This window comes from Afifella pfennigii DSM 17143 (assembly GCF_000688515.1).
Taxonomy (GTDB): domain Bacteria; phylum Pseudomonadota; class Alphaproteobacteria; order Rhizobiales; family Afifellaceae; genus Afifella; species Afifella pfennigii.
The window spans coordinates 241,368-258,484 of record NZ_JHZK01000002.1 but is presented as its reverse complement, the minus strand read 5'-3'; the positions used below and the strand labels follow the sequence as shown (position 1 = coordinate 258,484).

Annotated in this window: 17 protein-coding genes, 1 tRNA gene and 1 other RNA gene; 5 read left to right on the top strand and 14 right to left on the bottom strand. The window is 66.7% G+C overall.

Going from position 1 to position 17,117, the window contains the following annotated elements:
- Window positions 1-176 precede the first annotated feature (176 nt).
- The 11 genes from recR to rpmH form a co-directional block, all read right to left on the bottom strand.
- Window positions 177-782, bottom strand: coding sequence for a recombination mediator RecR (gene recR / locus Q331_RS0103305; RefSeq protein WP_026379497.1), 606 nt, complete (start codon window positions 780-782; stop codon window positions 177-179).
- A gap of 16 nt (window positions 783-798) precedes the next feature.
- Window positions 799-1,122: a YbaB/EbfC family nucleoid-associated protein gene (locus Q331_RS0103300; RefSeq protein ID WP_026379496.1), complete on the bottom strand. Its 324-nt coding sequence runs from the start codon at window positions 1,120-1,122 to the stop codon at window positions 799-801.
- On the bottom strand, window positions 1,122-2,912 hold the full coding sequence (locus Q331_RS19785) for a DNA polymerase III subunit gamma/tau (RefSeq protein ID WP_051630481.1): 1,791 nt from the start codon (window positions 2,910-2,912) through the stop codon (window positions 1,122-1,124). Before Q331_RS19785 ends, Q331_RS0103300 begins: the two co-directional genes overlap by 1 nt.
- A gap of 69 nt (window positions 2,913-2,981) precedes the next feature.
- An RNA gene (gene ffs, locus Q331_RS23350) (signal recognition particle sRNA small type) lies at window positions 2,982-3,073 on the bottom strand.
- Between the two features lie 69 nt (window positions 3,074-3,142).
- A complete protein-coding gene (locus tag Q331_RS0103290) occupies window positions 3,143-3,886 on the bottom strand; it encodes a pyrimidine 5'-nucleotidase (protein ID WP_051630479.1) in 744 nt (247 codons plus the stop codon).
- 182 nt (window positions 3,887-4,068) lie between these two features.
- Entirely contained in the window at window positions 4,069-4,428 is a 360-nt protein-coding gene (locus Q331_RS0103285; protein WP_026379494.1) for a hypothetical protein, read from the bottom strand.
- 60 nt (window positions 4,429-4,488) lie between these two features.
- Window positions 4,489-5,385 carry an acetylglutamate kinase gene (argB, locus tag Q331_RS0103280; RefSeq protein WP_026379493.1) on the bottom strand — a complete coding sequence of 299 codons (897 nt, stop codon included), beginning with the start codon at window positions 5,383-5,385 and terminating at the stop codon, window positions 4,489-4,491.
- Between the two features lie 91 nt (window positions 5,386-5,476).
- Window positions 5,477-6,148, bottom strand: coding sequence for a ribosome biogenesis GTP-binding protein YihA/YsxC (gene yihA, locus Q331_RS19780; RefSeq protein WP_051630477.1), 672 nt, complete (start codon window positions 6,146-6,148; stop codon window positions 5,477-5,479).
- Between the two features lie 114 nt (window positions 6,149-6,262).
- Window positions 6,263-8,104, bottom strand: coding sequence for a membrane protein insertase YidC (gene yidC, locus Q331_RS0103270; protein ID WP_026379492.1), 1,842 nt, complete (start codon window positions 8,102-8,104; stop codon window positions 6,263-6,265).
- Window positions 8,104-8,514 (bottom strand): ribonuclease P protein component, encoded by a 411-nt coding sequence (gene rnpA, locus Q331_RS19775; protein WP_034490790.1) that lies wholly within the window; start codon window positions 8,512-8,514, stop codon window positions 8,104-8,106. Before rnpA ends, yidC begins: the two co-directional genes overlap by 1 nt.
- A 26-nt stretch (window positions 8,515-8,540) precedes the next feature.
- The gene (gene rpmH / locus Q331_RS0103260; RefSeq protein WP_026379491.1) at window positions 8,541-8,675 is read right to left on the bottom strand and encodes a 50S ribosomal protein L34; all 135 of its coding nucleotides are present in this window, start codon (window positions 8,673-8,675) and stop codon (window positions 8,541-8,543) included.
- Between the two features lie 394 nt (window positions 8,676-9,069).
- On the opposite strand from rpmH, the gene Q331_RS19770 reads away from it, so the two are divergent.
- The 4 genes from Q331_RS19770 to Q331_RS0103240 all read left to right on the top strand — a co-directional run bounded on the left by Q331_RS19770 (window position 9,070) and on the right by Q331_RS0103240 (window position 13,133).
- Window positions 9,070-9,882, top strand: a complete 813-nt coding sequence (locus Q331_RS19770) for a TVP38/TMEM64 family protein (RefSeq protein WP_245615501.1) — start codon at window positions 9,070-9,072, stop codon at window positions 9,880-9,882.
- On the top strand, window positions 9,879-11,303 hold the full coding sequence (locus Q331_RS0103250; protein WP_026379490.1) for a dihydrolipoyl dehydrogenase family protein: 1,425 nt from the start codon (window positions 9,879-9,881) through the stop codon (window positions 11,301-11,303). Before Q331_RS19770 ends, Q331_RS0103250 begins: the two co-directional genes overlap by 4 nt.
- 123 nt (window positions 11,304-11,426) lie before the next feature.
- Window positions 11,427-12,905 carry a sensor histidine kinase gene (locus Q331_RS19765; RefSeq protein WP_084174694.1) on the top strand — a complete coding sequence of 493 codons (1,479 nt, stop codon included), beginning with the start codon at window positions 11,427-11,429 and terminating at the stop codon, window positions 12,903-12,905.
- Between the two features lie 151 nt (window positions 12,906-13,056).
- Window positions 13,057-13,133: transfer RNA gene (locus Q331_RS0103240), tRNA-Arg, on the top strand.
- 162 nt (window positions 13,134-13,295) lie between these two features.
- On the opposite strand, the gene Q331_RS0103235 is transcribed toward Q331_RS0103240, so the two are convergent.
- Complete coding sequence (locus tag Q331_RS0103235; RefSeq protein ID WP_026379489.1) at window positions 13,296-14,216, bottom strand: LysR substrate-binding domain-containing protein; 921 nt, start codon at window positions 14,214-14,216, stop codon at window positions 13,296-13,298.
- Between the two features lie 159 nt (window positions 14,217-14,375).
- On the opposite strand from Q331_RS0103235, the gene Q331_RS0103230 reads away from it, so the two are divergent.
- The gene (locus Q331_RS0103230) at window positions 14,376-15,254 is read left to right on the top strand and encodes a TauD/TfdA dioxygenase family protein (RefSeq protein ID WP_051630475.1); all 879 of its coding nucleotides are present in this window, start codon (window positions 14,376-14,378) and stop codon (window positions 15,252-15,254) included.
- A 78-nt stretch (window positions 15,255-15,332) separates the two neighbouring features.
- Here the strand turns inward: Q331_RS0103230 and Q331_RS0103225 are convergent, their stop codons facing one another.
- Window positions 15,333-16,112, bottom strand: a complete 780-nt coding sequence (locus tag Q331_RS0103225; protein WP_026379487.1) for an HpcH/HpaI aldolase family protein — start codon at window positions 16,110-16,112, stop codon at window positions 15,333-15,335.
- Between the two features lie 11 nt (window positions 16,113-16,123).
- Window positions 16,124-17,110, bottom strand: coding sequence for a Gfo/Idh/MocA family protein (locus Q331_RS0103220; RefSeq protein WP_026379486.1), 987 nt, complete (start codon window positions 17,108-17,110; stop codon window positions 16,124-16,126).
- Window positions 17,111-17,117: the final 7 nt, after the last annotated feature.

Below are 17,117 nucleotides of genomic sequence, written 5' to 3'. Positions count from 1 at the left end.
AGGCTCAAGCCACCGAATCCTGCAAAACCGAAACCTTGCGAGAGACCGAAATCCGTCGACTATCAGCCGCTTATGCGTTCTTCACAGTCAACTGACCCGGCCATCCGTGCCTCGACAGTTTCCGGGCCGGCGCCTGCATCCGCCGAGCCGGGTTCGCTATGCGGCTTAGGCTTCGCTCAAAACGCCGTTCTCTGGCGCATTGCGGCCGCCAGCGTGCCCTCGTCGAGATAATCGAGCTCGCCGCCGACCGGCACGCCATGGGCAAGGCGGGTGACCTTCACGCCGGAGGATGCCAGCTCGTCGGTGAGGTAATGCGCGGTCGTCTGGCCCTCCACCGTGGCGTTGACGGCAAGGATTACCTCGCAAACCTCCGGCGCGGCGGCGCGGGCAATCAGCCCGGCGATATTGAGCTCCTCCGGCCCGATACCGTCGAGCGGGGCGAGCACGCCGCCGAGAACGTGGTAGCGCGCCTTGGTCGCCGCCGCCCGCTCCAGAGCCCACAGGTCGCCGACATCCTCCACCACGACGATGGTGGAGGCATCGCGCGAAGGATCGGCACAGATGGAGCAGGGGTCGCGGCTGTCGATATTGCCGCATTCAGAGCAGATGCGGGCCGCCTCCGCCGCCTGCCGCGCCGCTTCCGCCAGAGGCAGAAGCAGGCTCTCCTTCTTCTTGATGAGGGCGAGCGCCGCCCTTCGCGCGGAGCGGGGCCCGAGCCCCGGCAGGCGCGACAGAGCGGCGATCAGTCTTTCGATCTCCGGCCCGACGGGGGAAGCGGCCATGAATGAGCAAGACCTCCTAGAAGGGCAGCTTCATGCCCGGCGGCAGCGGCAGGCCGGAGGTCATCTCGGCCATCTTCTCCTGCATCATCTGGTCGGCCTTGCCGCGCGCATCGCCCACGGCGGCGACGATGAGGTCCTCCAGGATCTCCACCTCCTCCTCCTTCATCAGGGAAGGATCGATCTTCAACCGCTTCAGGCCGCCCTTGCCGTCGACGACGGCCGCAACCAGGCCACCGCCGGACGAGCCGTCCACTTCCGTGGCGGCGATCTCCTCCTGCATCTCCTGCATCTTCTCCTGAAGCTGCTTGGCCTGCTTCATCATCCCCATCAGGTCGCGCATCACATGTCCTCGTCTGGTGTCTTCGTCTCGTTCATGCCGGGATCTGCCTCGCCGGCCTCGTCCGTTTCCGGGGCGGTCTCGCGCACCTCCACCACCTCGGCGCCGGGAAAACGCTGCAACAGCTCCTGAACCTGCGGATCGGCCTTGGCCTCGTCGCGCAGCCGGGCGCGATGCGCCTCGCGCTCCTCGCGCAGGGTCTTCTGCCCGTTCGCCGCCTGGCTCAAAATCACCACCCAGCGCCGCCCGCTCCAAGCGGACATGGCCGCGGACAGACGCTGGGCGAGATCGGCGGGCGCCTCCTCGGCGATCGCCACTTCCAGCCGCCCCTCCTCGATGCGGACCGGGCGCACATGCCGCTCCAGGGCGTTGAGGAGAACGATGTCGCGGCGCGCGCGCGCCTCCGCGACGATATCGGCGAAGCTTTCAAGCCGCGGCGAAGGCGCGGCCGCGGCACGCGGCGCCGGCCGGTCGTGGCGGGCGGGCTCGGCCTGCGGTCCGCCGCCGCTGCGCATCTGCGTTCGCCCCGTCGAAGCGGCAGAGGGGGAGGCAGCGACCGAAGAAGCCGGCGTTGCCGAAGCGCCGCTGGCGCCCGACCGCTCGTCCCTTTCCGGTGGCGCGCCCTGGCGGTCTTCCTCGTCGGCGAGCGCCCTCAGCGCCTCTTCCGGCGTCGGCAGCTGCGCGGCGTGGCAAAGACGCACGACGACCATGTCGGCCGCCTGCTCCGGATGGCCGGCGAGCCCCGCCTCCTCGATGCCCTTCAAGAGAATCTGCCAGGCGCGCGACAGGACCGAAAGGGCGAGCGCCTTGCCCAGCGCCTCGCCGCGCACGCGCTCCGTCTCGGAGACGGCGGCGCTCGCGCCCGCTTCCGGCGCCAGCTTGGCGAGCGTGACGTAATGACAGAAGCCGGCAAGGTCGGTGAGCACCGTCACCGGGTCGGCGCCGGCCGCGTGCTGGGCGGCAAGCTCCTCCAGCGCCCCGGCGGTGTCGCCCGCCATCACCTTCTCGAACAGGTCGACGATGCGCGCCCGGTCGGCGAGGCCCAGCATGTCGTGGATGGTTTTTGCCTCCACCTTGCCGGCGCCATGCGCCACCGCCTGATCGAGGATGGAGAGCGCGTCGCGCACCGATCCCTCGGCGGCGCGCGCCACCATGCGCAGCGCCTCCGCCTCCACCTCAAAACCCTCCTTCTCGGCGATACGGCCGAGATGGGCGATCAGCTCCACCGCCTCGATGCGCTTCAAATCGAAGCGCTGGCAGCGCGACAGCACCGTCACCGGCACCTTGCGAATCTCGGTTGTGGCGAAGATGAACTTCACATGCGGCGGCGGCTCCTCCAAGGTCTTCAACAGCCCGTTGAAGGCCGCCTTGGAGAGCATGTGCACTTCGTCGATGATGTAGACCTTGTAGCGCGCCGAGGCCGGGGCGTAGCGCGCCGAATCGATGATGTCGCGGATATCGTCGATGCCGGTATGGGAGGCGGCGTCCATCTCCATCACGTCCGGATGGCGGCCCTCCATGATGGCACGGCAATGCACGCCCTCCTCGGTGAACTCCACCGTCGGCTCGCCGCCGCCCTCCTGCGGCATGTAATTGAGGCCGCGGGCGAGAATGCGCGCCGTCGTCGTCTTGCCGACGCCGCGCACGCCGGTCAGCATCCAGGCATGGGGAATGCGTCCGGCCTTGAAGGCGTTCTTCAAGGTGCGCACCATCGCTTCCTGCCCGATGAGATCGTCGAAGCGGGAAGGACGGTATTTGCGGGCGAGGACCTGGTAGCCTGGCGCTGCGCTCATTCTGCCTTCATAGGCTTTCGTTCCGCCGCCGTGAAGGCGCAGGGGGCCGTGTGCTTGAATGCCGGGAAAAGGAGACTGGCAGACGACCCGCGACGAATTCGTTAGGGCTGCTTCCTTCCGGACCTGACCCGATTGGCGAAGGACGCGTCCGCCGCCAGCCTCCCGGTCCCTATATGAAGCCTATGCGCCGCGCCCGCAAGGGAGCGCGTGAAGGCGCTTTGTCTCGCCCGTCAAGCCTCGATGGCGTCGGCGATCTCGGCGACGAAGGCGGCAAGGTCGTCGGTGACGAAATCGACATGCTCGGCCCCGTCATGGCCCTCCATCTCCCATTCGGCATGGAACACCTCACGCGTTCCGGAGGGAACGACCAGCACCGTCGTCATGCCGATCGATTTGGGCACGGAGAGATTGCGCGCCAAATCCTCGAACATCGCCGCCTTCTCCGGGAAGACGTCGAAGCGGTTGACGAAGCGCTCATAGGTCAGGCGCTGCGGCTTGGGCAGAAGCTCGGCGGCGACGATATCGAAAATGTCCTCGAAATGGTCTTTGAAGCCGAGCTGCTCGGCGGTCTTCAGCGCATGGGCGCGCGAGCCGTTGGTGAAGATGAACTTGCGGCCCGGCAGGCGTTCGATGGCGGAGGCGAGCGCCGGGTCCGGCTTCAGCGCCGAGCGGTCGATGTCGTGCACATATTCCAGGAAGGAATCGACGTCGACCTGGTGCTCCAGCATCAGGCCGCGCAGAGAGGTGCCGTGCTGCTCGTAGAAGTCCTTCTGGATACGGTGCGCCTCCGTCTCGTCGACGCCGAGAAGTTCCTGCACATAGGAGCGGATGCGCTCGTCGATCTGCACGAAGAGGTTCGTGTCGCGCGGATAGAGCGTGTTGTCGAGGTCGAAGATCCAGGCTTCGATGCCACGGAAGGCCGTCAGCTCCTCCGGCCTGTGCGGGGCGACATCTTCGGCTGTCAGGGGGTTCATGCGGCTCCTTTACGGGATTCTCCGCGAAAGTGCACGGGGAGAGTGCGCCGAAACACGGCCCGGAAGACGCCGCGCGGCGGGAAGAAGAGGCGCTCTGATGCTTCGAGCGCGGACCGGAATGGGTGCCAAGGTCAAGCCTTGGCATGACGGCAGTCTCCGAGCACGGCGCCAAGCGCAACGCGCTATCGCGCCTTTCTGGCGATCCAGGTGCCGCTGCAGGCCAGCGTCGCCGATTCCCACGCCCCGTTGCCGAAGGTCGAACGCAGCGATCCGGTGGCGTGCACGACCTGACCTTCGTGGCGGAAGGTGATGACCACCCGGCCCTCGCCACTGACGTCCCCGCTGGCGCGCGAGGTGAAGCGGCCGGTATAGCGCACGCTGCCCTCGCGCACGGCAACCGGGATGGCGAAACGGCGGTCGCAATCGCCGTATTCGGAGATGACGGTAACCGACCACCTTCCGTCGAAGGGTGCCGCCTTCGCACCGGCCGGGGCGAGGCAAGCGACGGTGACGGCGGCGATGGCAAGGCGGGCTTTGCGCATGGTCCCCTCTTGCGGTCTTGCTCCATACTTGCTGAAGCGGATCGGCCGTAGAAAGTTCCCCTACGGCCGGATCAGCGTGCCGGCGCCGTGGGCGGTGAAGAGTTCCAACAGGACGGCATGCGGCGCCTTGCCGTCGACGATGACGACGCCCTCAACGCCCCGTTCCACCGCTTCGATGCAGGTCTCCACCTTGGGGATCATGCCGCCATGGATGGTGCCGTCGGCAATGAGCGCGCGCGCCTGGGCAACGGTGAGCTCGTCGATAAGCTCGCCGTTCTTGTCCAGAACGCCGGAAACGTCGGTCAGGAAAAGAAGCCGCGTCGCCGCAAGCGCCCCGGCGATCGCCCCGGCGAAGGTGTCGGCGTTGATGTTGTAGGTCTCGCCGTCGCGTCCCGGCGCCACCGGCGCAATCACCGGGATCATCTCCGAGCGCGCGAGAAGGTCGAGCAGCGTGCGGTCGACCTCCACCGGCTCGCCGACGAAGCCGAGATCGACAATGCGCTCGATATTGGAATCGGGGTCGGTGACCTTGCGCTTCAGCTTCTCGGCGAAGACCATGTTGCCGTCCTTGCCGCAAAGCCCGATCGCCCATTCGCCCTCCGCGTTGATGAGGGCGACGATTTCCTTGTTGATGGAGCCGGCGAGCACCATCTCCACGACTTCCACTGTCTTTTTGTCGGTGACGCGCAGGCCGCCCTGGAACTGCGAGGCGATTCCCACCTTTTTCAGCATCTCCGCGATTTGCGGCCCGCCGCCATGGACCACGATCGGGTTGACGCCCGATTGCTTCAAAAGGGCGATGTCGCGGGCGAAGGCCTTGGAAAGCTTAGGCTCGCCCATGGCATGGCCGCCATATTTGACGACGATGGTCTTGCCCTCGTAGCGCTGCATATAGGGCAGCGCCTCGGCCAAAAGCCGCGCCTGATTGCGGGCTTCTTCCGGGGTGATGGCGCTCATGCCGGCAGCCTCCCGCAATCAGGTGGAGGCGCTGCTTCTGAGGGTGCGGCGGATGCGGGAGAAAGAGAGGAACGGGACATGGGCTGGCCGGTCAGTCGAGGCGCTCGGTCTCTAGCAGGGCTTCGCGGCCCTGCCAATCGACGAGGCTCGCCACGGCGTCTTTCAGCTCCTCAAGCCCCTCGCCCCTCAGGCTCGACGTGGCGATGATCTGAGGGAAGGCCGCCGGGCGCCTGGCGATCGCCTCACCTGTCGCTTCGATCAGGCGGGCAAGCTGGCCGGGCTTCGGCTTGTCGGCCTTGGTCAGCACGATCTGATAGGTGACGGCCGCGACGTCGAGCTCCTTCATCACCGTCAGATCGGCCGCCTTCAGCCCGTGGCGGGCGTCGATGAGAAGGAAGACGCGCCGCAGCGTCGCCCGTCCGCGGAGATAATCGTGGATGAGCGCCGTCCAGTCCGCGACCTTCTCCTTGGGCGCCTTGGCGAAGCCGTAGCCGGGCATGTCCACGAGGGCGATCGCCGGCTCGCCCGTCTGCGCCCCCGGCATGTCCGGCACGAAGAAATTCAGCGCCTGGGTGCGGCCGGGCGTCTTGGAGGTGCGGGCAAGGTCCTTCTGCCCCGTCAGCGCGTTGATGAGGCTCGACTTGCCGACATTGGAGCGGCCGGCGAAGGCGACCTCCACAGGCCCTTCCCGCGGCAGGGCGGCAAGGTTCGGCGCAGAGGTGACGAAGCGCCAGGGATGGGAGAAAAGGGCGTTTGCGCGCATGGCGGGCCTCTTAGCAGAACCTTTGCGTTGAGACACGCCGCCATGCCGGCGATCACGCGGCCGCGCGCGGGTCCCGCCCCTCCCAAAAAGGCCGGCCTCCCGGCGCTGGCGTCGCTATTCGGCCGGCGTCTTCGACTTCTTGCCGCCGATCATGCCCTTCAGATTGTCCCACAGCTCGATCTTGACGCCGTGCTTACGCATGATGAGCCCCTGCTGCAGCGCCGACAGGAAGTTGTTCCACGCCCAGTAGATGACGAGGCCAGCCGGGAAGGTCGCCAACATGAAGGTGAAGATGACCGGCATCCAGTTGAAGATCATCTGCTGGGTCTTGTCGGGCGGCTGCGGGTTCATCCGCATCTGGACGAACATCGTCACGCCCATGATGATCGGCCAGATGCCGAGATGCAGGATGGCCGGCGCGTCCCAGGGCACAAGGCCGAAGAGCGTGAAGAGGTTCGTCGGATCGGGCGCGGAAAGATCCTTGATCCAGCCGAAGAACGGCGCGTGGCGCATCTCGATGGTGACGAACAGCACCTTGTAGAGGGCGAAGAAGACGGGAATCTGGATGAGGATGGGCCAACAGCCGGCGAGCGGATTGATCTTCTCGCGCTTGTAGAGCTCCATCATCTCCTTCTGCATCGCCGGCTTGTCGTCCTTGTAGCGCTCCTGCAGCTTCTGAATCTGCGGCTGCAGCTTCTTCATCTTCGACATGGAGGCGTAGGATTTGTTCGCCAGCGGGAAGAAGACGATCTTCACAAGGACGGTCACCGCCAGGATGGCGAGGCCGAAATTGCCCAGGAAGCGGAAGAGGAAGTCGATGACCTGGAACATCGGCTTCGTCAGGAAGTAGAACCAGCCCCAGTCGATGAGAAGGTTGAGCCGGTCGATGCCGTAGCGGCTCTCGTAATCGTTGAGGAGCTGGCTGACCTTGGCGCCGGCGAAGAGCAGCGTCTCGTTGCTGGCGACGCCGCCCACCGGCACGCTGACCGCCTCGCCGAGGAAATCGGCCTGATAGGTGGGAAGGGCGCCGCTGTCGCCCCTGAGGAAGCGGCCCTGGAAGGGCGTATCGCCGCCGGGAATGAGGGCGGCGGCCCAGTATTTGTCGGTGATGCCGAGCCAACCGTCGGCAACCTTCGGCGGCGTGACCTGCTCGTCGTCGAGGTCGGAGTAATCGACCTCCATCAGACCTTCCTCGCCGAAGACGCCGATCGGGCCCTCATGCAGGATGTAAAAGCCCGTGGTCTGCGGCTGCCCGTAGCGAATGATGACGCCGTAAGGATAAAGCGTCACCGGCTCGCCGGTGCTGTTGGCGACGCTCTGGGTGACGGTGAACATATAGTTCTCGTCGACGGCGATGGTGCGCTTGAAGATAAGGCCGGCGCCGTTGTCCCAGAACAGCTCCACCGGGCTGCCCGGAGCCAGCGTCTCGCTCTCGGTCGTCTGCCAAACGGTGTCGGCGCCCGGCACGGCCGGCCCGCCCTGCGCCGTCACCCAGCCGAAATCCGCATAATAAGGCGTCGCTCCGCCCACTGGCTGGAAAAGCTCGATCAGCGGGCTCTCGGGATCCGGCGTCTCGTGGTAGCGCTTGAGGAAGAGTTCGTCGATGCGCCCGCCGCGCAGATTGATGGAGCCGGTGAGCGCGGGCGTGTCGATGGCAAGGCGCGGCGCCGCTTCGCCGGAGGCTTGTGCGCCGGCGGCCGGCGCGGCGGCCAAGCCCTCGGCGGGGGGCGCCTGCGGCGCGGCTCCCGGTGCTTGTGGCGCCACCCCCGGGGCGGGTGGCACCTGGGCGCCGCTTCCGGCGGAGGGAGCCTGCGTGCCGCTCTCTGCGAGCTGCTGCGCGGCCTGCTGCTGTTGGCGCTGCGCCTCGATCTGCGGCCCGGCGACGAAATACTGCCATGCCAAGAGGATGCCGAGCGACAGAGCGATGGCGATGAAGACGTTGCGGTTATTGTCCATCAGCGTGCTGTCCTCTGGCGCTTGCGCCACTTCTGCCCGCGGCCGCGCTTCTGGCGCTGCCGGCTCTTCGCCGGTTCCGGCCGCTCCGTCTCGCCCTTCGCCAGGGCCTCTTCAAGCTCGACCACCATGCCGGCGAAATCCGCTCTTAGCGCTTCGGGGCGAGCAATGACCACATGGTCTCTTGGCGCACCGGACGCAACATGCTCGGCCCTGCGGAAGGCTTCCTTGAGGCGCCGGCGGATACGGTTGCGTATCACCGCCTTGGGCGAGACACGCCTGGAGACGGTGAAGCCGACGCGCGATGCGACGCCCTCAGCCCCCTGTCGGCTTTCCAGGATGAAGGCGCGGCGGGCTTGCCGCCTGCCGCCGCGCACGGCCAGGAAGTCGCGCCGCTTCTTCAGGCGCTGCATGGCCGGGGCGCTCTGGCGCCGCTCGCTCAGGCCGAAAGGCGCTTGCGGCCCCTGGCCCGGCGCCGGGCGATCACCTTGCGGCCGTTCTTGGTGGCCATGCGGGCGCGGAAACCGTGGCGGCGCTTGCGCACCAGGCGGCTCGGTTGGAAAGTCCGTTTCATAGTCGTTCTGCCGCCTGCGGCAGCCCTCAAGCTGGTGAACGGAAGTCAGCCGGTATCTTCGCGACCCGCAAAGCTGCTTCGATGTTCGGAATTTCGCCCGCGCCCGGTCATCCGCGCAACGGTGCTTTTCGCGTGCGCGATATAGTGTCAATGCAGCGGCGAAGTCAACGCGCGGCAGAAGCGAGAATGCAACGCGTGCGAACGACGTCGCGCTCGTCACGGCGCGCGTCACGGTGACGTGACATTACCCGTCGCATGGCATCAATTCGGGGTGAGAAAGCGGCATGGAAGGCTTTCGCCACCTACCTTGCGGGTGCAGGGTGCCGGCGCCAGGGCGCTGCCGGCCCTTACGAAAACCAAAGCAGGGCTCGGCGCCTGCGACAGAAACACAGCCATGGGGGCCGATAAGGTGTCGGCAGACAAATGCACGCAAGAGCGCGATGAGGCGCGCAAGAAAGGCACGGCGGAGCTCGTTCGATGGCTGCCTGCCATCCTCGTCGTCGTCGTTCTCGCCACCTTCTACGTCTTCGGAGGGCACCGCTACCTGTCGATGGAGGTGCTCGCCGAGCAGCAGGAGGCGCTGAAGGCACATGTGGAGGCGCGCCTGCCGCTTGCCGCCAGCCTCTACGTCCTGACCTATGTCGCCCTTGTCGCGGTCTCCTTTCCGGGGGCGAGCATCGTGACGATCGCCGGCGGGCTGATGTTCGGCTGGATCGTCGGCGGCACGCTCTCCGTCATCGGCGCGACGATTGGCGCCTGCATTATCTTCCTCATCGCGCGCACCTCGATCGGCGAGGCGCTGGAGCGCCGCGCCGGTCCGCGCCTGAAACGGCTCGCCGACGGCTTTCGCGAGGACGCTTTCCACTATCTTCTCTTTCTGCGGCTTGCGCCGATCTTTCCCTTCTGGGTCATCAATCTCGCTCCGGCGCTTTTCGGCATGCGCCTCGGCCCCTATGCCCTTGCCACCTTGGTCGGCATCCTGCCAGGCACCTTCGCTTATTCCTATTTCGGCGAGGGTCTCGGCACGGCTTTCGACGCAGAAGGCCCGACGGTTTCCCCGCAGCTTCTCATCGGTTTTGCCGTTCTGGCCCTTGCCGCTCTTCTTCCCATCGTGTTGAAGCGCTGGCGGGGAACCGGGCATGCCGACGATAAGCAGGAGACCGCCGCGCCATGCGCGGAGCGACAGCCCGGCGCGGAGAGGATGTGAGCGAGACCATCGAACCGGATATCTGTGTCATCGGCGCGGGCTCGGCGGGCTTGACGCTCGCCGCCGCCGCGGCGGCCTTCGAGGTGCCCGTGGTGCTGGTGGAAAAGGCGCGCATGGGCGGCGACTGCCTGAATACCGGCTGCGTGCCTTCCAAGGCGCTGATCGCCGCCGCCCGCCATGTCGCCCTTATCCGCGAGGCGCCCTTGTTCGGCGTCGATGCCGGCAAGCCGCAGATCGATTTCTCCGCCGTCAACGCGCATGTCCATCGCGTCATCGCCTCCATCGCTCCCAACGATTCGCAAGAGCGCTTCACCGGGCTCGGCGTGCGCGTCATCCGCGAGGAGGCGCGTTTTGCCGATCCGCGCACGCTCGTTGCCGGCGAGAGCGAGATTCGCGCCCGCCGCTTCGTCATCGCCGCAGGCTCCTCGCCGCGCGTGCCGCAGATCGAGGGCCTGGACCGGGTTCCCTTTCTCACCAATGAGAGCCTGTTCGACCTGGAGAAGCTGCCGAGCCATCTCATCGTCATCGGGGGCGGGCCGATCGGCCTGGAAATGGCGCAGGCCTTCCGCCGGCTCGGCTCGGACGTGACCGTGCTTGAAGCGGCGCGCATCCTCGGCCGCGACGATGCGGAATTCGCCGAGATCGTTCGCCGCCGCCTTGTTGGCGAGGGCGTCGTCCTTCGCGAGGGCGCCAAGGTGGCGCGTGTCGCCCGGCGGGGCCGCTACGGCGTGAGGGTGCACCTGCAGAGCGAGGAAGGGGAAGTCGATCAGGTCGACGGCACGCAGCTTCTCATCGCCGTCGGCCGCCGCCCCAATGTGGAAGGGCTCGGCCTTGCGCAAGCCGGCGTCGATTTCGATGACAGCGGCATCCGCACCGATGCCCATTTGCGCACCTCCAACCGGCGCATCTACGCCATCGGCGATATCGCCGGCGGCTTCAACTTCACCCATTGGGCGAGCTACCAGGCCGGCCAGGCCCTGCGCTCCATCCTCTTCCGCTTCGGCGGCAAGGTGAACCCGGATCTCATCGCCTGGGTGACCTATACCGATCCGGAGATAGCCCATGTCGGCCTGACGCTGACGCAAGCGCGAACGAGGTACCGCGACGTCCGTATCCTGCGCTGGCCGCTCGCGGAGAACGATCGCGCCGAGGCCGAGCGCTGCACGGAAGGCTTCGTGCGGGTGCTGACGACGAAACGTGGCAAGATCGTCGGGGCCGATATCGTCGCCCGCGGCGCCGGCGAGCTCATTGCGCCCTTCGCTCTTACCATCGCCAAGGGCCTGCATGTGCGCGATCTTATGGCGATGGTGCTGCCCTATCCGACGCTGGCGGAAGCCGGCAAGCGGGCCGCAACGAGCTTTTACGTGCCGGTCCCGGAGGCCGCCAAGCGGGCGGCGCGCCTGTTGCGGCGTTTCGGCTGAAGCGCCTGCCCCCGCAAGCGCGCAGGCCAGCATGCGGCCCCTGCCTCTTGACGGGCTCGCCATGTCGGTGCGCAATGCCGCAAGGAGGCACGCGCGAGGACGGCCCAATCGGCCGGAGACGATGTGACAGCGAGCTCAGAGAAAGGCGGCCGTTTCGGCCTCCGCCTTGGCAGATGGCTCGCCCGCGGCCTGTCAGCCAAGCTGCTCATCCTCACCATCGCCTTCGTGATGGTGGCGGAAATCCTCATCTATGTGCCGTCCATCGCCAATTTCCGCAATATGTGGCTGAGCGAGAAGCTGGAAGCAGCCTCCATCGCCGCCCTCGCCGCCGCCAGCGAGGATGGGCCCGTCCTTTCGGAAAAGATGCAAAAGGAGATCCTCAACGCCATCGGCATGCAGGCGATCGCCATGCTGAAGGACGGCCAGCATATTCTCATCGCTTCCGGCGGCCCGCCGGGGGATATCGCCGCCCATCACGACCTGACGCGCACGCGCCCGCTCGCTTCCATTCAAGCCGCCTTTGCGACGCTTCTCTTCGGCGGCGGGGAGCGGCTCATCCGCGTCTCCGGGGAACCGCCGCGCGGCATGGCCGTCTTCGAGATCGTCCTTGCGGAGGACGATCTCAGGCAGGCGATGCTGCGCTATTCGCGCAATATCCTGCTGTTGTCGCTGGCCATCTCCATGATCACCGCGGCACTGGTCTATCTGGCGCTGCGCCTGATGATCGTCAGCCCCATCCAGCGGCTCGCCGCGCGCATGCAGGATTTTTCCGACAATCCGGAGGACGCCAGCCGGATGATCGAGCCTTCCGGCAGGAGCGACGAGATCGGCCGCGCCGAGGAACAACTGGCGACGATGCAATCGGCGCTGCGCGACATGCTCAAGCAGCGCCGACATCTCGCCGACCTCGGCCTCGCCGTCTCCAAGATCAACCACGACCTGCGCAACATCCTCGCCTCGGCGCAACTTTTCTCCGACCATCTGGCGACGGCGGACGACCCCCTGGTGCGCCGCATCGCGCCCAAGCTGGTGGGCACCATCGACCGGGCGATCGGCTATACCCGCTCCGTTCTGTCCTATGGCAGCGCTAGCGAGGCGGAGCCGGTACGCCGCCTGGTCTCGGCACGGCGCCTGGTGGAGGACGTTGCCGAGATTCTCGGCATCGGGGGGCAGGATTGCGTGGCTTTCGACAACCGCGTGCCGGCCGATCTGGAGGTCGACGCCGATCCGGACCAGCTCTTCCGCGTCATCCTCAACCTTGCCCGCAACGCCCAGCAGGCGCTCACCTCCGACGAGAGCGGCGCGGTCATCCGCCGCCTCTGGGTGGAGGGCGAGCGCCAGGGCACGGTGGCGCGCCTCAGGGTCTGCGACACCGGGCCCGGCCTGCCGCAAAAGGCCAAGGACGCGCTCTACGAGCCCTTCAAAGGCTCCGCGCGGCCGGGCGGCGTCGGGCTCGGCCTTGCGATCGCCCGCGAGATCGTCGCCGCCCATGGTGGCGAGCTCAATCTCCTGGAGCGGCCCGGCGCCGGCGCCGTCTTCGAGATCGTCATCCCCGACCGGCCGGTGAGCCTTGCGGCGATCCGCGACCGCCGCAAGGCGTGAAAAGGGGCGCGAACGCTGACATATCCGATCAGGTTCTCGCCGCGCCAACCCCCTGAGGATGGCGCCTCGAGGCGCTTGCATTCGGCCCGCCGAGCAATTAGGTGTGGCGCTCCGCAACGCGCGGTCGCTGACCCGGCCGCGCCATCGGCACGCACCGGTAGCTCAGCTGGATAGAGCACCAGACTACGAATCTGGGGGTCGGGGGTTCGAATCCTCCCCGGTGCGCCATTTGCCCCCGCTCCATTCGATGCATTCGGTCCGTTCCGAGGACATGGATAGCAGCTCCTACCTACGACATAGGTGAAAAACCTCGTGCCGGACGGGGCGGCGACGGTCCGCAAGGTTCTCTGTTCCAGATCGATAAATCCAGATCAGGCCCCAGCGAGGACGTCATGGGCGACGCCGGCGATCCAGCGCAGCGCCGGCTGCCTCGCGCGCAATCGCCGCAAAAGCTTCGGCAAGGCGCGGACGCGGCCGCGCCAGCGGAAACAAGACGCCGTAGCTGAGTTCCAGGGCCGGCCGGAAAGGCCTCACCGCGACGCCATCGGAGGCGAAGGCGCGGGCGGTGAAGGGGTCGGCGACGGCAACCCCCAGCCCCGCCGCCACCATCTGGCAACTGGAGATGGTGGTATGCGTCTCGATGGTGCGGCTGCTTCGGCGGATACCGCGCTCCTCAAACAGCCTGTCGAGCCGGAAGCGCATCAACGTCTCCGGCAAGGGCGATACGAAGGGCTCTTCGGCGAGATCCTCGGCGCGAATCGCGCTCTTGCCGGCCAAAGGATGTGCCGCCGGCAGGAGGCAAACCGCCTCGGCGTGGGTGAGCGTCTCGGCATGTTCGGCCGGATAGTCGACGGGCAGAACCACCAGGGCGATATCGAAGCGCTGCCGGTCGACCCAGCTGCGTACCTCGCGGCGGAAGACCACCTGCAGCGTGGCGCGCAAATTGGGGTGGCTCGCGCGCAGGCGCTTCAAGCATGCAGGCACCAGCGCGAAGGCGAGCGGCGGCGAGGCCACGATGGTGAGGTCGCCTGGCGTCAGATGGCGGATATCGCGCACCGCCGTATCGAGCCGGTCGAGCCGCGACAGCACCTCGTCCGCCTCCTGCAGCAACCATTCGGCTTCTTCGGTCGGAATGAGCCGCCCATGCCGGCGCTCAAACAGCGGCGCACCGAGATGGCCTTCCAGCTCCGAAAGCAGCCGGCTGACGGAAGGCTGCGACAGCCCGAGGGCCTCGGCGGCGCGGGTCGTGGAACCGGCGACCATGAGCGCGCGGAAGGCGTCGAACTGGCGGATGTTGAGACGCCGGGCCATCGCGCGACTCTATACGAATTCCAAATAGCAGTATCCAGAAACATTCTTTGACCGAATGCCTGTCGGCTCGTCAGGGTTGATCGTGCAATCGGCGTCTCGCTGGAGGCCGCGCTCCCCCAGGCGACTTCGCGAGAGCCCGAACCCATGGAGGAAGCGACGATGGAGATGATCAAAGAGCGCGCAGCGCCTAGGGTGGAGCGCCTGAACGAGGCGCTCGGCGCGCGAATGGTCGGGTTCGACCTGTCGAAGCCGCTGTCTCGTTCCGACATTGAGACGATCCTGAAGGCCTTCGCCGAGCATGCCGTGCTGGTGTTTCACGGCCAGAAGCTGGAGCCGGCGGACCTTTCGCGCTTCACCCGGCATTTCGGGCCCTTGGAGGTCCACCATATGGCGGAGCTGCCCTTCCCGGATTTCCCCGAAGTGCGCATCCTTTCCAATGTGCGCAAGGACGGCAAACTGATCGGCGCCAACCGGGCCGGAAGGCACTGGCATTCCGATCTCTCCTATTTGGATGAGACTGGGCTTGCGACCTTCCTTTATTGCGTGGAGACGCCGCCCGCCGGCGGCAACACCAAGTTCGCCGATATGGCGGCGGCCTATGAAGCGCTGCCGAAAGAGATGAAGCGGAAGGTCGACGGCAGGACGGCGATCCACGACCGCAACTTCCGCTATTCAGAGCTTTATCCGGACCGCAAGCCGCTGACACCGGAGCAGATCGCCGCCGTGCCGCCGAGCGAGCATCCGCTGGTCATCCAGCATCCGGTGACGGGCCGCAAGGCGCTCTTCGTCGCCAAGGACGTCGTCTCGCACATCGTCGGCATGGAGGAGACGGAAAGCCGCGCCCTCATCGACGCGTTGGAAGCCTTCGCCACGCAGGATCGCTTCGTCTATTCGCACCCATGGCAGGTCGGCGATCTCGTCGTCTGGGACAACCGCTCGACGCTGCACCAGGCAACGCCCTATGACGAGGCCGAGTACCGGCGCATCATGTACCGCACGCAGTGCAAGGGCAGCGTGCCAATCCCAGCAGTCGCCTAGAAGCCTGGCGATTCGCCAGGGCAAGGCTACGCCGGTGCAAGACGGCGCGGCCCTTCTGCGTCGTGGCGGGCGTTCCGCTCAGGCGAGGCCCGCCTCCTTACGCACGGCGGCGTTTAGCGCCCGCGCGCCCTTGGCGAGGAGGCCGAGATCGGTGCCGCAGGCGACGAAGGTGAGCCCTTCTTTCAGCCACATGGCGCCGAGCGCGGCGTCGGCGACGAGAATGCCCGTCGGCTTGCCGGCGGCCCGCACCCGCGCGGCGCCGGCGCGGATCGCTTGCGTCACCTTTTCGTGCCCTGGCTGACCGATGAGGCCCATATCGGCGGAAAGATCGGCCGGCCCGAAGAACACCCCGTCGACGCCATCCACCGCGGTGATCTCGTCGACCCGCTCAAGCGCCGATTGCGTCTCGATCTGGACGAGGACGGCAGTCTCCGCCTCGTAACGCTCCAGATAGTCGCCGACATCGCCGTAGCGGTTGCCGCGATGCGACAGCGACACGCCCCGAACCCCGCGCGGCGGATAGCGGCAGGCCTTTACCGCCGCTTCCGCCTCTTGCGCATTCTGCACCATGGGGAAAAGCAGCGAGGTGGCGCCAAGATCGAGCAGGCGCTTGACCATCACCGGCTCGTTCCAGGGTGGGCGCACCACCGGCGCCACCGAGCCGTTGCGATAGGCCTGCAGCTGCGACAGCACGGATCTGAGTTCGTTCGGCGAATGCTCCATGTCGATCAGCGCCCAATCGAAGGCCGTGGTTGAGAGAATGTCCGCGACGATGTTGCTGCACAGGGCGCTCCAGATGCCGACCTGCTGCCGGCCGGCCCGGATCGCCTGCTTGAAACGGTTTTGCTCCAGTTGCACGCCTTGCTCCTTCACCTTGCGCTGAGATCGATGGCCTGTGGCTTGCCCTCGCCCGCCGAGCGCGCAATCGCCTCCAAGAGCGCGGTATTGGCGATCGCTTGCTGGCGCGTCACCGGGAAGGCCTTGCCGCCCGAAGCGGCCTCGGCGAAGGCTTCCAGCGCCGCCTGCTCCATCTGCGAGGCGTCCATCTGACGGGTCTGCGGCGCCTCGCCGAGAAAGCGGGTGGTGAGGATCGTCTGGAAACGAATCTCCGCCCAGCCCTCGGAGCCGTAGACCTGAAAGCGCCAATCATCGGGCGTCGCCGTCAGCGTGCCGAGATAGCCGGTGCCGCCGTCGGCAAAATCGATAAGCATCGTCGTCGTATCGTCCATTTCCGCCTCAAGCACCTGGCGCAGGCTCTTGGCCTCCACGCGCGCGGGCGGACCGAGAAGGTCGATCATCAGGTCGGTGAGATGGATGCCCTTGCCGGTCATGCCCCCGGCCGGGCTTTCCGCAGCGTTCGCTCGCCAGGTACTCGTCGTGTGGCGATAGCCAGAAGGACCGGAGAAGTTGCCTTCCATATGCAGGATACGGCCGAGCCTGCCGTCACCGACGAGACGTTTCATCTCGCCATAGGCCGGCAGGAAGCGTCGGTTATGGGCGAGCGCCAGGACCACTCCCGCCTTTTCGCAGGCATCATAGGCATCCGCCGCGCCTTTCGCCTCGAGCGCCAGCGGCTTCTCGCAGAAGACGTGCTTGCCTGCCTCGGCCGCCTCTAGGATCTGCGCCACATGCATGGAATGCGGCGTGGCCAGAAGCAACGCGTCGATATCGGGGTCGGCGAGCAGCCCGGCCCAGTCGTCGTCGACCGGAATCCCCGTCTGTGCGGAAAATTCGGCAGCCTTCGCCGGCGTGCGCGTGACGCCGCGGGAAATACGGATCTTGTCGCTCTTGCCGTGGATGGCCCGCACCAGAACCTGGCCCCAGCCGCCGAGGCCGACAATGGCGGCGTTGATCATGAGGTTC

What these genes read in the sequence shown, in the direction of transcription:
- Q331_RS0103220 (WP_026379486.1), bottom strand. Translation starts at nt 17,110, where the DNA reads ATGATCAACGCCGCCATTGTCGGCCTCGGCGGCTGGGGCCAGGTTCTG.
- Q331_RS19770 (WP_245615501.1), top strand. Translation starts at nt 9,070, where the DNA reads ATGGGGGCCGATAAGGTGTCGGCAGACAAATGCACGCAAGAGCGCGAT.
- rnpA (WP_034490790.1), bottom strand. Translation starts at nt 8,514, where the DNA reads ATGCAGCGCCTGAAGAAGCGGCGCGACTTCCTGGCCGTGCGCGGCGGC.
- rpmH (WP_026379491.1), bottom strand. Translation starts at nt 8,675, where the DNA reads ATGAAACGGACTTTCCAACCGAGCCGCCTGGTGCGCAAGCGCCGCCAC.
- argB (WP_026379493.1), bottom strand. Translation starts at nt 5,385, where the DNA reads ATGAGCGCCATCACCCCGGAAGAAGCCCGCAATCAGGCGCGGCTTTTG.
- Q331_RS19785 (WP_051630481.1), bottom strand. Translation starts at nt 2,912, where the DNA reads ATGAGCGCAGCGCCAGGCTACCAGGTCCTCGCCCGCAAATACCGTCCT.
- Q331_RS0103235 (WP_026379489.1), bottom strand. Translation starts at nt 14,216, where the DNA reads ATGGCCCGGCGTCTCAACATCCGCCAGTTCGACGCCTTCCGCGCGCTC.
- Q331_RS0103230 (WP_051630475.1), top strand. Translation starts at nt 14,376, where the DNA reads ATGGAGATGATCAAAGAGCGCGCAGCGCCTAGGGTGGAGCGCCTGAAC.
- Q331_RS0103285 (WP_026379494.1), bottom strand. Translation starts at nt 4,428, where the DNA reads ATGCGCAAAGCCCGCCTTGCCATCGCCGCCGTCACCGTCGCTTGCCTC.
- Q331_RS0103290 (WP_051630479.1), bottom strand. Translation starts at nt 3,886, where the DNA reads ATGAACCCCCTGACAGCCGAAGATGTCGCCCCGCACAGGCCGGAGGAG.
- yihA (WP_051630477.1), bottom strand. Translation starts at nt 6,148, where the DNA reads ATGCGCGCAAACGCCCTTTTCTCCCATCCCTGGCGCTTCGTCACCTCT.
- recR (WP_026379497.1), bottom strand. Translation starts at nt 782, where the DNA reads ATGGCCGCTTCCCCCGTCGGGCCGGAGATCGAAAGACTGATCGCCGCT.
- Q331_RS0103300 (WP_026379496.1), bottom strand. Translation starts at nt 1,122, where the DNA reads ATGCGCGACCTGATGGGGATGATGAAGCAGGCCAAGCAGCTTCAGGAG.
- yidC (WP_026379492.1), bottom strand. Translation starts at nt 8,104, where the DNA reads ATGGACAATAACCGCAACGTCTTCATCGCCATCGCTCTGTCGCTCGGC.